This window comes from Candidatus Glomeribacter gigasporarum BEG34 (genome assembly GCF_000227585.1).
Taxonomy (GTDB): Bacteria; Pseudomonadota; Gammaproteobacteria; order Burkholderiales; family Burkholderiaceae; genus Glomeribacter; species Glomeribacter gigasporarum_B.
In genome coordinates this window covers 63,989-79,434 of the sequence record NZ_CAFB01000037.1, presented here as the reverse complement: position 1 = coordinate 79,434, position 15,446 = coordinate 63,989, and the positions used below count along the sequence as shown (strand labels likewise).

Genomic DNA, 15,446 nt, shown 5'->3' with positions numbered 1-15,446 from the left:
GCCGATCAACTGGCAATAGGCAGCGGCGTCTTTAAGCGTATTCGGCCTAAGCGCCGCCTGCTCAGATAGCTTGAGCTTGAACAGCCAGGCGCGTTTCAACGCGCACCCATTCGTGCGATTCGGTATATTTCAAATTTCGCGGCCCGATCCCGCTCCGCGGGTCCCTCGGGCAGCGTTCCGGCGGGCCCTCCCCTGCCTGACGGCCCCTCGCCTATTTATGAAATGACTCCTAAACCGGCCGCCTTTACTGTATAGTTCACTGTGCCTAACTCGTCAAACAGTGCGATCCTGGAAAAGCAAAAACAGCCAGAACCAGAAGTAATACGTCTATACAACTTCTTAGCATCTTTCCTGATAAAGCTGCCGCGCGGCTGTACTTTGAGGGCGCACCCGCAATACGCATGGCTACCCGCCCACTGACCCCAGGAGCTGACTCATGCCTAGGCCGGACAGGGTGATTGAACCCATTGAAGATGATTTTGACAGCGTTGTGTCCAACGCGGCACAACCTTTAAGAAAGAACAAAAGAAAGCAGACCCAAAGAAACGAGGGTTTAACAGAGCAATGGGTGAATCATACCCTGCACGATTTGGGTTATTTTAAAAATGAGACGCTTATTGTTGAACCCAAAAAGTCCGAAAAACCGCAAATCCAAAAACTACTTTCTAATGCCACAAAAAAGCTTGGTGGCATAGGCGCAGGGTTCCCTGACTATATTATTCGAGATACCCGGCAAGAAAATATAGTGGTTGTCATTGAATGTAAGGCTGACATTACAAAACATATCAGCGAAAATCTTGATCACTTCCAGGACTATGCTGTAGATGGCGCGCGTCTGTATGCGGATTATCTATCAAAAGAATTGGATGTGCTCTACATTGGGGTAAGCGGGCAAACTGAAAAAGGACTCAGAATATCGCACTACATCAAACTTCACGGAAAAAAAGAACATAAAGAGATATTACGCGGCTGCGGACTTCAAGATTTTCCTACTTATGTAGAGCAATTAAAAAATCAGCGTTTTAGAGTTGATTATTCTACTTTGCTGGAATATATAGGAGGCTTGAATAAACAATTGCATGGCAAGCGTATTCCAGAGAAGCAACGAGCTATTTTATTTAGTGGCATTCTGCTTGGCCTGGAAGATGACACGTTTAGAGAAACGCATAAGGGTCATGCCAATTCTGCTGACTTAATGGATACGCTGATTACTCGCGTTTCCAAAAAACTCAACGATGCAAATTCAAACTACAAGCATAAATTTGCGAGCCTAAAAGATGAATTTGCTACCATTCAACATAGTCCAGCGCTTATTCGCGATGGTTATTTCAAGGAGTTGGTTCAGGAAATTGAAGAGCGCGTTCATTCATTCATAAAATATAACGAATATCACGATATTATTAGTCGCTGTTATATTGAGTTTCTGAAATATGCCAATGATGATGGAAGTTTAGGCATTGTTCTGACCCCATCGCATATCACTGAACTATTTTGTGAGCTTGCACGGGTGAGCAAGGATAGCGTTGTGCTGGACAATTGTTGTGGCACTGGAGGGTTTTTAGTGGCGGCGATGGGAAAAATGATAAGCGCTGCCCAAGGCGATAGAAAGAAAATCGAGCATATTCAGAAGTCCCAGTTAGTCGGTGTTGAATACCAGCCCCATATTTTTAACTTGGCTGTTTCCAATATGATTATTCATGGCGATGGAAAATCGAATATTTTTCACGAAGATTGTTTCAAATCTACCGAGCTTGTTAAATCATTTAAACCCACGATAGCCCTATTAAATCCGCCATTCAATGACGGTAGCGGTATTGACGAACTGGAATTTGTTGAGCAAGCCCTAAGCTGTTTAGAGCCTAATGGCATTGCCATTGCAATTGTACCGATGAGTTGCGCCATGTATGAGAGGGGTGCAGGGCTAGAACTCAAGCGCAGGTTATTGGAAAAGCATTCTCTGGAAGCCTCTATGTCTCTCCCAACTCAGCTTTTTAACGATAAAGGAGTCAATACTTGCGCATTGGCATTCCGTGCCTATTTGCCGCATGATCCAAAAAGAAAAACCTGGTTTGGCTATTGGCGCGATGATGGCTTTATAAAATCCAAACGCAAGCGGGAAGACAGCGCAGATCAGTGGTCTGCTATCCGCGAAAAATGGATTGACAGTTTCCATAATAGAACCTGTGAAACAGGTTTTAGCTTACTTCAATCTGTCGGAGCGAAAGATGAGTGGCTTTGTGAAGCATACCTGGAGACGGATTACAGTACCATTACTAAAGAAGATTTTGAGCGGGATGTAAAGCGATTTGTGCTTTATAGGCTTATACTGGAAATACAGGGAAACAGTACTGACGAGGCAAGTAATGGTGAGGCTTGATCAGCTATTTGATGTTAAAAATGGCATCGCAAGCAGCCATGTTGTGGTGCTCGGGAAACCCAAAGCGGGAACGATACCTTACGTCAGACCCGCAAAAAATCAGCAAAGAACCATTGCCGGTTGGGTTGAGAAAAATACGGTTCCAGCCAGACATTGCCATCCAAAGCATACGATCTTTGTGTCAACGAATGGTGAGGGGAGCCACACCTACGCTTATGTTTCCGATTTTGAGTTTGTGGCTAATAGCGATGTTTCGATTCTGTTACCCAAGCAGAAAATGACATTAGCAGAAAAGATTTTTTACGCAAAAGCCATTTCTTTGAACCGCTCAAAATTTTCTTATGGCAGAAAACCCAAGGGGGAGCGTCTTAAATCCATAAAATTACCCGACCATCCGCCTGCTTGGGTTGCTCATACAGTCCATCACATAAAACCATTTTCATTCTCAGTGTCAACCAGTTTTGCTAGGAAAAAAACGAAATTAAACAAACCCATAGACTTAAAAACAGTTCCACTAATTGATTTGTTTGAAGTTCAATACGGGACAGATCTTGGGTTAATATATTTAATAAAAAATCCTCAAGGGATTAATTTTGTTGCGAGAACCTCTCAAAATAATGGAGTAGCGGCCAGAGTACAGCGGCTCTATGATGTAGAGCCAACCGAGGGAATGGTTTTAACGGTTGCTGGCGGCGGTTCAGTTCTGGAAACTTTTTTACAAATTGACCCTTTTTATTCAGGACATGATTTGTTTGTTTTGAAACCAAAATGCCCCATGACTATCGATGAAATGTTGTATTACGCCACTTGTATAAAAGCCAATCAATACAAATATAGCTATGGCAGACAGGCCAATAAAACTTTGAGAGAATTGCCTATTCCTGCCTATGAGTCCATTCCTCAATGGGTATATGGTGCAATCAAGCGCGCAGCAACTGATTTCACACATCTATTACAGATAGCGGAGTGATCACCTACGCCACTATTTTTCCATGCCGCACAAAAGGCAATTTCACCATGCGCGCGGCCCGACGCTCGTCCAGTTGCGAGCCGTAATGCAGTGGTATCGTCCAGCCGCCAAAATCGACCATCCGCGCGCCTAAAGCGCAATACACTGCATATAGCGGCGTTTTCAAGCATTGTCATGGCAATGCGCTAACGATGTGCGGCCTCCCGATACGCTTTCGACTGCATCTCGGTCAGCCTGGAAACGGTGCGCGCAAATTCATGCGCGTAGGGGCCTTCCCGATACAGCTCAGTCATAGGCGCCGCCGCCGACATCAAGAACCTGACGTGATGATCGTACAGGATATCGATCAGCCAGGTAAAGCGCCGCGCGGCGTCCGCCAGGCGCGGCGTCAAGCGCGGCACATTCGATAAAATCAGGACGTGAAAACAGTTGGCAATTTCGAGATAGTCATTTTGCGAGCGCCCGTCGCCGCATAACACATCAAAATCAAACCAGATGACATCGCCTGCACACCGCCGCGCGCGAATTTCACGCGCTTCGATGGTCAATACCGGAGGGTTGTCCGGCGCGGTTGCCAGCGTTTCAAAAGCGTCGTGCAATGCGGCATCGGTCGATGCATCGATTGGAATGTAATACGCGGGCATCCAGTCGAGCGCGCGTTGCCGGTAGTCGATGCCGGCATCGACATTCAGCACGTCGAGCTTTTCATTGAATAATGCAATTGCAGGCAAGAAGCGGCTGCGATGCAGTCCATCCGGATAGAGAGCATCAGGCGCGTCATTGGACGTCATGATGAATTGCACGCCTTGCCTGAACAGACTGCCAAATAACCGGTATAGCAGCATTGCATCAGCGATATCCGACACATGGAATTCGTCAAAGCAGATCAAACGGTGCCGCTGTGCAATGCGTCGGGCCAGGGTGTGGAGCGGATCGGCAATGCCCTTAAGCGTTTGCAATTGCCGGTGCGCCTCGCGCATAAAGGCATGGAAATGCACGCGCGTTTTGGACTTGACTGGAACGCAGGCATAGAAACCGTCCATCAAAAAACTTTTGCCGCGTCCAACGCCGCCCCACAGATACACGCCTTTCGGCGTTAACTGCAAAAACCATGCGGGCAGACATTTGACCAGAACGTTGAAACGGCGCGTTTCGAAGCGTTGCCATTCATCCGCGCAGCGCTGCAAACGATTCAACGCCGCTATTTGCGCCTGATCTGGTGAATAACCGTGCAGACTCAATGCGCGGACGCAATAATCAACAACGTTCAATTAGAAAAATGTCTTAAGAACCAGAGAAGCGACTGCAGATATGTATTCTCCAGATCAGATAGAGTTGCAGTCATACTTTTATATATTCAGCGCGCGCCCTTCAACCGCCAGCGCCGCTTCGCGCATCGCTTCTGAAAGCGATGGATGCGGATGGCAGATGCGCGCAATATCTTCAGACGCTGCCTTGAATTCCATCGCGCTCACCGCTTCGGCGATTAAGTCGGATGCGTTGCTTGAGACGATATGCACGCCAAGAATTTCATCGCTGCGCGCATCGGCGAGCATTTTGACAAAACCGTCCGCATGTCCGATGCCCAGCGCGCGGCCATTGGCCGCGAATGGAAATTGCCCGGTCTTGTAGGCGCGCCCTTCCCGTTTGAGTTGCTGCTCGGTATTGCCGACCCAGGCAATTTCGGGCGCGGTATAAATGACCCAGGGAATACAGTTAAGATCGAGATGCGGTTTTTGCCCGTCGATGATCTCGGCGACCATCACGCCCTCGTCTTCCGCTTTGTGCGCGAGCATCGGGCCGCGCACCACATCGCCAATTGCATAGATATTGGGCGCGCGCGTGCGGCAATGATCGTCCACATCGATAAAACCGCGTTCGTTTACGTTTAGCCCGATGTTTTCAAGGCCCAGGCCGTCGGTATTCGGCACTCGACCGACGGCGACGATGAGCCGGTTGGCCTCAAAGGTGTATGACTGTCCAGAGGCATCGGCATAGGAAACGGCAACGCTCTGGTCACGAGTGTTGACGGCTTCGATCTTAACGCCCAATTCAATCGACAAGCCCTGTTTGCTGAATAACTTAAACGCTTCTTTAGAAACGCTATCGTCTGCAGCCGGCAGAAAAGCGGGCGATGCTTCCAGTACTTTGACCTGCGCGCCGAGACGCCGCCAGACAGAGCCAAGCTCAAGACCGATGACGCCCGCGCCAATCACCGCAAGCTGGCGCGGCACGGACTCAAACGCCAACGCGCCTTCGTTATCGACCACGAGACGTTGATCGACCTGTACGTTCGGCAAATGCCGCGCTTTAGAGCCTGTCGCAATAATCACGTTTCGCCCCGTCACCGTTTGCGCTTCGCCCGCGCCGCTCACTTCAATCTGAATGCCTTCAGCGCTGGCGGATACAAATCTGCCATGCCCTTTGAGCCAATGGATTTTGTTTTTACGGAACAGGAACTCGATGCCTTTGGTCATCTTGTTCACAATACCGTCTTTACGCGCCATCATGCGGGCAACGTCCATCGCAACGCTCTGAACCGCAATGCCATGTCCAGATACATGATGCGCCGTGTTTTCAAATAATTCGGAGGAGGCGAGCAGCGCTTTGGATGGAATGCAGCCGACATTCAGGCACGTCCCGCCCAATCTGAACTCACCGCGCGGGTCTTGCCATTGTTCGATACACGCAACCGAATATCCCAGTTGCGCGGCGCGGATCGCGGCGATATAGCCGCCTGGACCCGCGCCAATCACAATGACGTCGAATGATTTAGACATGATGATTGACTTTTTTCTATCAAACTTTACAGTGCATTTACGCCGTGACTGCGCTGATATCAGCGGGATGAGGGGATATAGGCAAATTGAATATCGACACTTAGATATGAAGGTGCCATCAATGAGATTTATATGCTTTACGCCCTAAATTGTAACAACCCTCCATCCTGCCTTCTTCTCCAATTCTGAAAAGGACAATCTAACTCTAAACTCCTCGCCTCTCGTTGGAGCGTTGCGTCCGGCTTATATCTCAACGGCCTTACTGTGATAATCGCGGATAGCTCTAACCACCAAGCGCAAACAAGATTGTTCGACTTCTTCAATCTCATTCTGCATTTGTTCGCTCTTCCGCAAGTTGCGCATATTTCTTCAGGCGATCAATACCAACGTATTTGCGATTTAACCGCTTTGCAATAGTGGTCGTTGTTCCTGAACCGACAAAAGGGTCTAGGATAACATTGTCTTTATCCGTGAACAGACGAATGACACGTTCAGCAAGCATTTCAGGAAATTCACATTCATGCCGCCCATTACGCTGAATTGATCGGATATTCCACACCGCCCGTGAACCCCTTTCGGCCCATTCGTTTTTTTTCAACCGCGCGCGATCAACCTTGACAATCCCCGTTCTCCAAAAAACATATAAATACTCAAATTCATCGGCTGCCCTGTAAGAATTGCTGTGCCAACGACTATTCGCCCAACAAGGATCTTTATGCCATATTCTGCGATCATAAAGATACAACCCAACGGCTTCCGCCCACTCCTGCAACAAACCTCCCACCGTCAATACTTTTGTGCCCGCAGATGATTTCCCGCCGCGCACATTGTTATGTTCAAGACGCCGCTGAATGGTCTGTTCACTACATCCAACGATAGAGGCCAATGTGCGCCTATCAGCATCAGGATAATCGTGCTTTACCTTTAGAATATCTTCACGACTAATTTTGACTTTTTTATTACTGACATTATTTGCCATGAAGCGCGGCATATTCTGATCGGCAAAGCATAGAATATCGTTTATGTTGATGACCATGAACGCGCCCTCCTTCATGATTCTGGCATGTTCAGAGATCACCCCGCGAAGAAGGTCTTTCCAGTCCTGAAAGTTCAAATGTGATTCATAGTTTTTGCCTACAAAGTAAGGCGGCGACCAGAAACTAAGGTCTATCGAGTTGTTGGGAAATGTCGCCATGACTTCTCGTGCGTCGCCAACATGCACTCTATTTAACCAATCAACATTCTCCATTCTGCATTTTTCTCTACGGTGCGATAATGTGAGACAACCCTCTCAAAGCGCGGTCACACATTCAGCAACAAGCGCGCCGGCTCCTCCAGCGCTTCTTTAATTGAAACCAGGGTAAGTACAGCTTCCCGGCCATCAATCAAACGATGGTCGTACGAAAGGGCCAGATAGTTCATTGGACGAATCACAATGTGGCCGTTTTCGACAACGGCGCGTTCTTTGGTCGCGTGCACGCCCAAAATCGCGGACTGCGGCGGATTGATAATCGGTGTCGAGAGCATTGAGCCGAAGACGCCGCCGTTTGAAATCGAAAAAGTGCCCCCGCTTAATTCTTCCAGCCTCAGTTTTCCATCCTTGGCTTTCTGGCCAAATTCGGCGATTTTCTTTTCAATCCCGGCAATGCTCAATTGATCGGCATCTCGCAGAATGGGCACGACCAGCCCGCGCGGCGAACCGACCGCAATGCCGATATCAAAATAGCCATGATAAATGATGTCGCTGCCATCCAGAGAAGCATTGACAATCGGGTATTTTTTCAGCGCATACACCGCCGCCTTCACGAAAAAAGACATAAACCCCAGGCGCACGCCGTGCGCCTTCTCAAATTTCTCTTTGTATTTTGCGCGCAGATCGATGACCGGCTGCATATTGACTTCGTTAAAGGTGGTCAGAATCGCATTCGTGCGCTGCGATTCAAGCAAACGCTCGGCAATGCGCGCGCGCAAACGCGACATCGGCACGCGCTGCTCAGGGCGGTCCGTGTTCCATTGATCTGTCTCCAGCGGAGCTTTGACAGCGGGTAATGCAGATGGCGGGGCAGCGGGCGCAGCGATGTCTGCTTTCGTCCTTTCTTCCGTAGCCGCTAGAGCATTTTTCAGTGATTTTCCCTGTGTCGCTTCGCCGTTCTGTGTATTCGGGATCGCTGCGGGGTCGCCTCCATCGCTGCGCGATGGAGACCTGCTCTGCCCGCATCGATCCCCATACTGTCTTCGCGTTCGCTCCTTGGGTAAATTGACTGAAAAATGCTCTAGCACATCCCCTTTGGTCATCCGTCCGCCGCGTCCGCTGCCTTGTAATTGGGACGTATCAACGCCCTTTTCATCGATCAGTTTTGCGGCTGCGGGCATCACAGCCGGAGTGTGGGTGCTGCGTTTCTCCGGCGCGGCGCTCAATTTCGCGCTGGCCGGTTCAATCTCGGCGGGTTTTTCTTCCGCCGCCGGCGCGGCGGGCTGCGCTTCGGTATCAATCGTTGCCATCACTTCGTCCGCAGTCACTGTATCGCCGGATTGCCGGACAATATCTTTGATCACGCCCGCCACAGGCGCGGGGACTTCGAGCACCACTTTATCCGTTTCGATCTCGATGACGATTTCGTCCGCCGCAACCGCATCGCCCGCCTTCTTCTTCCACTGCAGCAAAGTGGCTTCAGAAACGGATTCAGAAAGTTGCGGAACCTTCACATCTACCATTGCCATTGACTTCTGCCTTTATATCCAGAGCACGTTCAGATTGTGTGGCAACTGGCGCGAGCGCAAGCGGCTCAGTTGCAGCGCAATTTGAAAATGCGCTCATTAGACTTTTACTGAAAAAATGCTTTACTTGACAAGCACGGACCCTTTCAAACGTCCAAACGCGCCTTCGACGAGCGCTTTTTGTTGCTCGTGATGCTTCGCGTAATAGCCGGCCGCGGGCGATGCGGAAGCTGGACGTCCGCTATAAGCCCGTTTCTGGCCAGGCTTCATCCCCTCGTATAAATGATGTTCGATATAGAACCACGCGCCCTGATTTTGCGGTTCATCCTGCACCCAGACAATTTCAGTCGCGTTCTCGTATTTTTTTAGTTCAGCGCCAAAGGCTTTATGCGGAAACGGATACAGTTGTTCGATCCGGAGAATGGCGATGTCGTGACGTTTGATGGTGCGGCGATGCGCAATCAGGTCATAGTACACGCGGCCTGAGCACACCAGGATGCGTTTGACTTTTTTTGGATGGACGGCGGTATCCGTCTCGCCAATCACGGTCTGGAATGCGGCTTCGGCCAGTTCGCTCAATTGGCTTACCGCTTCCTTATGGCGCAACAGAGACTTCGGCGTGAAGACAACCAGAGGTTTCCGAAGCAGGCGGATCATTTGCCGGCGCAGCAGATGGAACATCTGCGCCGGCGTAGTCGGTTGCACCGCCTGCATATTGTGATCGGCGCACAGTTGCAGGAAACGCTCGATGCGCGCCGATGAATGCTCTGGTCCCTGGCCTTCATAACCGTGCGGCAGCAGCATCGTTAAGCCCGACACGCGGCCCCACTTGACTTCGCCGGATGAAATGAATTGATCGATGACCACCTGCGCGCCATTCGCAAAATCGCCGAACTGCGCTTCCCACACGACCAGCGTCTTCGGATCGGCGGTTGAATAGCCGTACTCGAAAGCGAGCACCGCTTCTTCGGAGAGCACCGAATCAATCACCTCGAAACGCGCCTGATGATCGGCGACATTCTGCAATGGAATATAAGCGCCGCCGTTCCAGCTCTCCCGATCCTGATCATGCAGAACCGCATGCCGGTGCGTGAAGGTGCCGCGCGCGGTATCCTGGCCCGTCAGCCGCACCGCATAGCCCGACGCGACCAGCGATGCAAATGCCAAATGCTCGCCCATTCCCCAATCGAGCGGCGCCTCAAAGCGGCCCATCGCTTGACGGTCATGAATCACCCGCGCAACCAGCGGATGCAATTTGAAATTTTCGGGAATGGCTGTAATGCGCTCAGCCAGACGTTTCAATTCAGCCAGCGGCACTGCTGTATCCGCGGCATCTATCCATTTGCGGTTTACGAACGGCATCCAGTCAATCGCATACTGGCCTTTGTAATTCGACAATACAAGATCTTTAGTGTGCCGCCCCTCCTCAAGCGCTTGGCGGTACCGTTTCATGTATTCATTTGCATCGTCCGCGCGAATAACGCTCTGCGCGCGCAGTTTTTCCGCATACAACGCGCGCGCGCCAGGATGCTGCGCGATCTTTTTGTACATCAAGGGTTGAGTGACCGCGGGCGTATCCTGTTCATTATGGCCGAGCCTGCGGAAACAGATGATATCCACCACCACATCCTTGTGGAAAGCGGCGCGAAAATCCACCGCCAACTGCACGGCGAACACCACCGCTTCAGGATCATCGCCATTGACGTGCAGCACCGGCGCTTCGATCATTTTGACGACATCCGAGCAGTAGAGCGTCGAGCGCGCATCGCGCGGATCGGAAGTGGTAAAGCCGATCTGATTATTGATGATCAGATGCACCGTGCCGTGCGTGCCGTAGCCGCGCGTCTGCGCAAGATTCAGCGTCTCCATCACCACGCCCTGAGCGGCAAACGCCGCGTCGCCGTGGACCTGCACCGGCAGCACCTGCCGCCCATCGGTATCACCGCGGCGCACCATCCGCGCTTTTACCGAACCTTCGACCACCGGATCAACAATCTCAAGATGTGAAGGATTGAATGTCAGCGATAGATGCACCGGCCCGCCTTCGATCGAGACATCGCTGGAAAAACCTTTGTGGTATTTCACGTCTCCAGACGGCAAATCGCCGCCCGGCTTGCCTTCAAATTCGGCGAATAAATCGGCCGGCATTTTGCCGAGCGTATTGACCAGCACATTCAAACGGCCGCGGTGCGCCATGCCAATCACGATTTCCCGCACCCCCATCGCGCCTGCGCGTTGCACGAGCGCATCCATCGCAACGATAAAACTCTCGCTGCCTTCCAGAGAAAAACGCTTTTGTCCGACAAATTTGGTATGTAAATAGCGTTCCAGTCCTTCAGCAGCCGTTAATTGTTCAAGGATGCGTTTCTGCCGCTCGCTTGAGAAATCCGGCGTTGCGCGAATCGATTCAAGGCCTTCCTGCCACCAGCGCCTTTGTTCCGGCGCGGTCAAGTGCATAAATTCGGCGCCGATTGTTCCGCAGTACGTATCGCGCAGCGCCTGAATGATTTCACGCAGCGTGGCCTGCTCAACGCCAAAATACAGATTGGCTGCATGAAAGCTCTGTTCCATATCCGCTTCGGTTAAACCGTAAAACGCGGGGTCCAGATCGGGAATCGCCGGACGTTCCTGAAGTCTGAGCGGATCGAGATTCGCCCAGCGCGCGCCCAGAATACGGTAGGCGCCAATCAGCGTTTGAACATGAACCTGTTTGTGCGCGGTTGCCAACCCGCCGGCGCGCACCGGCTGCGCAGGATGTTTCGCGCGCTGCGCGAAGGATTCGATGATCGGCGCATGCGCGATATCGTTGACGCGAGCGCCATTCGCTGCATAGATATTTTGCAGAGCGTCAAAATAATCGCGCCAATACTCGGCCACCGAGGCGGGATTGTCGAGGTAGGTTTCGTACAGTTCTTCAATATACGCCGCATTACCGCCGAATAAATACGAGTTTGACTGAAAGTGTTTCAACATCCTGCGCTTACTATTCCACGAGTGTTCCGAAAAGCAGCGGATTCATCACCCTCCGCGCGATGGCCTGACCATTGCGCGGATGCGGATCAAGAAATGCAGCATAGCATGATCGCGTGATGCTGCTCACATTTTCTTTTTCCTGAACTTGCGTCAGGCGGGCCTGGCAAGATGGAGGAAAATCCGCGGCGGAAAATATGACATGTGAGCATTCCAGGCGCCGCCCGACGCAAACTCACGGGCGCGCAGTAAGATCATGAACAAACCCTAGCGTTCGATGAAAGAGTGATTGAATTCATGTTTGATGCATTCCTTCCCAGATCTCATGCTTTTGTACGGCGGATTTTGCCGAATCGCTGGGACTTTGCCGCGTTTCCGCTGATACTGGGCGCTGCCGCGCTGACGGCGAGCGGCTTTCAGCAGGCGATGGCGCCGCTCTCTGAGCTTGAAGCGCAAGCGGTCTCGCTGAACCCCGCCTGTCTTCCCGAGTATGCGCTGCGCACAACGCTACGCATGCTTGCTGCGATGGCGCTCTCTCTTCTATTTACGTTCATCTACAGCGCGCTGGCCGCCAAAAACCGCCGCGCCGAAAAAGTGCTCGTGCCGTTGCTCGATATTGCCCAGTCCGTACCGGTGCTGGGTTATCTGTCGTTTACGGTGACTTTTTTTATCGCCCTGTTTCCCGGCCGCATCCTTGGCGTCGAATGCGCGGCGATTTTCGCCATTTTCACCAGTCAGGCGTGGAATATGAGCTTCAGCTTCTACCAGTCGCTGCGCACGGTGCCGCGCGATTTGCTTGAAGTCTCGCGCAACTTCCAGCTCAGCGTCTGGCAGCGTTTCTGGAAACTGGAAGTCCCGTTCTCAATGCCGGGCCTCATCTGGAACATGATGATGTCGATGTCGGGCGGCTGGTTCTTTATTGTCGCCTCCGAAGCGATGACGGTTGGACATCACACCTTCCGGCTGCCGGGCATTGGCGCCTATCTGGCGCAGGCGATTGAGGCGCGCAATCTGGCGGCGGTCGGCTGGGTCATTGTGACGATGATCGCGGTCATTCTGATCTATGATCAATGCTTATTCCGCCCGCTCGTCGCGTGGGCGGACAAGTTCCGGCTTGAAAACACGGACACAGGCAGTGCGCCCTCCTCCTGGCTACTTGATCTGATTCAGCGCACGCGGCTGATTCGGCGCGCGCTCGTTCCGGCCAGCCGCCTGTTCGCGCGGATTGCGCGGATGCGCATCCGTCCCATTGGCCGGGGCATAAAAAGGCCCGCATGGTCCAGATTCCCAGCAGCCGGTTCTATCCAGATGCAGCGCTGGATATCCAGAACGGGCGATGCGCTCTGGATATTGGCGATGATTTCCGTCACCGCCGCTCTCGGCTGGCATGCCTTTGTCTATGCTCGCGCTCACATCGACTGGAATGAGGCGGCGTACGTGTTGACGCTGGGCGCGATCACGCTCGCGCGCGTGCTGCTGCTGATACTTCTCGCCTCGGTGATTTGGGTGCCGGTGGGCATGTGGATCGGTTTAAGGCCCGCGCTTGCGCAAAGAGTACAGCCGCTCGCGCAATTTCTGGCCGCATTTCCGGCGAATCTGCTTTTTCCACTCTTTGTCGTCGCGATTGTGCGATTCCAGCTTAATCCCGATCTTTGGCTCTCGCCGCTGATTGTGCTCGGCACGCAGTGGTACATTCTATTTAATGTGATTGCTGGCGCCAGCGCCTATCCGAATGATTACCGGGAAGCGGCTGCGAGCCTGCATATTCGCGGCTGGCAATGGTGGAAGAAAGTCATGCTGCCGGGTATTTTTCCCTATTACGTGACCGGCGCGATGACCGCGTCCGGCGGCGCATGGAACGCGAGTATTGTGTCCGAAGCCGTCTCCTGGGGCGATACAAAACTGAGCGCGCATGGCCTAGGCGCGTATATCGCGGAAATGACCGACGCGGGCGATATGCCGCATATGATGCTCGGCATTGCCGTGATGTCTGTATTTGTGACGGCGTTTAACCGCCTATTATGGCGTCCGCTGTATCTTTATGCGGAAAACAGGCTGCGGCTGGATTAGAGCCTTTTTCAGCCCGCCCCACATAAGGCCTGATAGCAAATTCAATGGAAAATATTCCAGGATAAGCTATATACTTTTTTAACAAATTTTGATTTATATCTGATGGCGGAATCCGTTATAAACACAGCGCTCCTCGACAAAAAAGCGCAACAAGCGCCAGACCTTGATACTGATTCGGACCCAGACATTGGGGATTTTTGCCGTCTGGCTGAAATACCGTGAGCTTGTCAGAAATTCTGCGCGTTACGCGTGTACAGCGCGGATTCAAGAGAACGTATGGCGAGTTGCGCGTCCTCGACGATGTCAACCTGAGGCTTGCTGAAGGCGAAATTGTCGGCCTGCTGGGGCGCTCTGGTTCAGGAAAATCGACCTTATTGCGCATCATCGCCGGCCTGATCGAGCCGAGCGGCGGCGCCGTCGAATATCTTGGAAAACCCTTATCGGGGCCGGCGCAGGGCGTGGCGATGGTGTTTCAAACCTTCGCGCTGTTTCCGTGGCTCACTGTGTTGCAAAACGTTGAAGCCGGACTTGAAGCGCTTGGCGTTGGCGCGCGCGAACGCCGCCGGCGCGCGCTGGCCGCCATCGATCTGATTGGTCTGGACGGTTTTGAAAACGCCTACCCGCGCGAACTGTCCGGCGGGATGCGCCAGCGCGTCGGCTTTGCGCGCGCGCTCGTGGTCAATCCAACTTTGCTATTGATGGACGAGCCATTTTCTGCGCTCGATGTGCTGACAGCCGAGACACTACGCACCGATCTGCTCGATCTGTGGAACGAAAGACGGCTGCCGATCAAATCGATCCTCATCGTCACGCACAATATTGAAGAAGCGGTCTTTATGTGTCACCGTATTCTGGTGCTCTCCTCGAATCCGGGACGGGTGATGGCTGAAATCCGCGTGCCGTTTGCGCATCCGCGCGACCGGCTCGATCCGACGTTCAAACGTCTTGTTGACGATATTTACGCCAAAATGATTACAAGAGAAAGCATTGACGCAACGCGCAAAACACTTGCACTCGGCAGCTGGCTGCCCGACGTGTCGACCAATCTAATGGCGGGTCTGATTGAGACGCTCGCAGCGCCGCCCTACAATGGAAAAGCCGATCTGCCTGAAATTGCGCGCACGCTGCATCTTGAGGTCGATGATCTATTTCCGGTGGCTGAAATGATGCAACACCTGAATTTTGCTCACATGCGCGAGGGCGATATTCTGCTCACGCCTTCCGCCAGACAGTTCGCCGAATACGGCACACAGGAACGCAAACAACTGTTCGCTGAACATTTGCTCGCGCACGTACCGCTCGCGGCGAGCATCCGGCGCGTGCTGAACGAACGGCCCGGCCATCGCGCGCCGCGCGTGCGCTTTGCGCAGGAGCTGGAAGATTTTTTATCTGATAGCGCCGCGCAACAAACGCTCGATGCCGTGATTAACTGGGGCCGTTATGCGGAGATTTTTTCCTATAACGACCAGACGGAGACCTTCAGTCTGGAAGACGTCGAAGGAGATTAGGCGTTTCGCTCTTTAGAACAGGCGTTTCGCACCGCCGCGCTGGCAAGGCGCGC

9 protein-coding genes and 2 pseudogenes are annotated in these 15,446 nt (G+C 52.4%); 4 read left to right on the top strand and 7 right to left on the bottom strand.

Annotation, left to right across the window (positions count from 1 at the left end; all coding sequences use genetic code 11):
- The first annotated feature begins 454 nt into the window (after nt 1–454).
- Complete coding sequence (locus CAGGBEG34_RS02555; RefSeq protein ID WP_158641780.1) at nt 455–2,377, top strand: HsdM family class I SAM-dependent methyltransferase; 1,923 nt, start codon at nt 455–457, stop codon at nt 2,375–2,377.
- Nucleotides 2,364–3,347, top strand: a complete 984-nt coding sequence (locus CAGGBEG34_RS09575; RefSeq protein ID WP_006682312.1) for a restriction endonuclease subunit S — start codon at nt 2,364–2,366, stop codon at nt 3,345–3,347. The genes CAGGBEG34_RS02555 and CAGGBEG34_RS09575 overlap by 14 nt, the downstream gene beginning before the upstream one ends.
- 49 nt (nt 3,348–3,396) lie before the next feature.
- Here the strand turns inward: CAGGBEG34_RS09575 and CAGGBEG34_RS10970 are convergent.
- From CAGGBEG34_RS10970 to CAGGBEG34_RS02520, 7 genes and pseudogenes are all read right to left on the bottom strand, one after another.
- A pseudogene (locus CAGGBEG34_RS10970) lies at nt 3,397–3,513 on the bottom strand (glycine cleavage system aminomethyltransferase GcvT); the annotation flags it as partial.
- Between the two features lie 19 nt (nt 3,514–3,532).
- Nucleotides 3,533–4,618: a cell division protein ZapE gene (gene zapE, locus CAGGBEG34_RS02540; RefSeq protein ID WP_006682311.1), complete on the bottom strand. Its 1,086-nt coding sequence runs from the start codon at nt 4,616–4,618 to the stop codon at nt 3,533–3,535.
- 78 nt (nt 4,619–4,696) lie between these two features.
- Nucleotides 4,697–6,127 (bottom strand): dihydrolipoyl dehydrogenase, encoded by a 1,431-nt coding sequence (gene lpdA / locus CAGGBEG34_RS02535; RefSeq protein WP_006682310.1) that lies wholly within the window; start codon nt 6,125–6,127, stop codon nt 4,697–4,699.
- Between the two features lie 144 nt (nt 6,128–6,271).
- Nucleotides 6,272–6,358 (bottom strand): annotated as a pseudogene (locus CAGGBEG34_RS12100) (SfiI family type II restriction endonuclease); the annotation flags it as partial.
- Nucleotides 6,359–6,452: 94 nt separating this feature from the next.
- Entirely contained in the window at nt 6,453–7,376 is a 924-nt protein-coding gene (locus tag CAGGBEG34_RS02530) for a DNA-methyltransferase (protein WP_006682309.1), read from the bottom strand.
- A 53-nt stretch (nt 7,377–7,429) separates the two neighbouring features.
- Nucleotides 7,430–8,848 (bottom strand): 2-oxoglutarate dehydrogenase complex dihydrolipoyllysine-residue succinyltransferase, encoded by a 1,419-nt coding sequence (gene odhB / locus CAGGBEG34_RS02525; RefSeq protein ID WP_006682308.1) that lies wholly within the window; start codon nt 8,846–8,848, stop codon nt 7,430–7,432.
- A 120-nt stretch (nt 8,849–8,968) separates the two neighbouring features.
- Nucleotides 8,969–11,818 carry a 2-oxoglutarate dehydrogenase E1 component gene (locus tag CAGGBEG34_RS02520; protein WP_006682307.1) on the bottom strand — a complete coding sequence of 950 codons (2,850 nt, stop codon included), beginning with the start codon at nt 11,816–11,818 and terminating at the stop codon, nt 8,969–8,971.
- 294 nt (nt 11,819–12,112) lie between these two features.
- Between CAGGBEG34_RS02520 and CAGGBEG34_RS02515 the strand changes: the two genes are divergently transcribed.
- Nucleotides 12,113–13,885, top strand: a complete 1,773-nt coding sequence (locus tag CAGGBEG34_RS02515; RefSeq protein ID WP_006682306.1) for an ABC transporter permease — start codon at nt 12,113–12,115, stop codon at nt 13,883–13,885.
- A gap of 218 nt (nt 13,886–14,103) precedes the next feature.
- Complete coding sequence (locus CAGGBEG34_RS02510) at nt 14,104–15,393, top strand: ABC transporter ATP-binding protein (protein ID WP_006682305.1); 1,290 nt, start codon at nt 14,104–14,106, stop codon at nt 15,391–15,393.
- Nucleotides 15,394–15,446 lie beyond the last annotated feature (53 nt).

Coding starts and splice junctions, on each gene's coding strand:
- CAGGBEG34_RS09575 (WP_006682312.1), top strand. CDS start 2,364: ATGGTGAGGCTTGATCAGCTATTTGATGTTAAAAATGGCATCGCAAGC.
- CAGGBEG34_RS02520 (WP_006682307.1), bottom strand. CDS start 11,818: ATGTTGAAACACTTTCAGTCAAACTCGTATTTATTCGGCGGTAATGCG.
- CAGGBEG34_RS02530 (WP_006682309.1), bottom strand. CDS start 7,376: ATGGAGAATGTTGATTGGTTAAATAGAGTGCATGTTGGCGACGCACGA.
- lpdA (WP_006682310.1), bottom strand. CDS start 6,127: ATGTCTAAATCATTCGACGTCATTGTGATTGGCGCGGGTCCAGGCGGC.
- CAGGBEG34_RS02515 (WP_006682306.1), top strand. CDS start 12,113: ATGTTTGATGCATTCCTTCCCAGATCTCATGCTTTTGTACGGCGGATT.
- odhB (WP_006682308.1), bottom strand. CDS start 8,848: ATGGCAATGGTAGATGTGAAGGTTCCGCAACTTTCTGAATCCGTTTCT.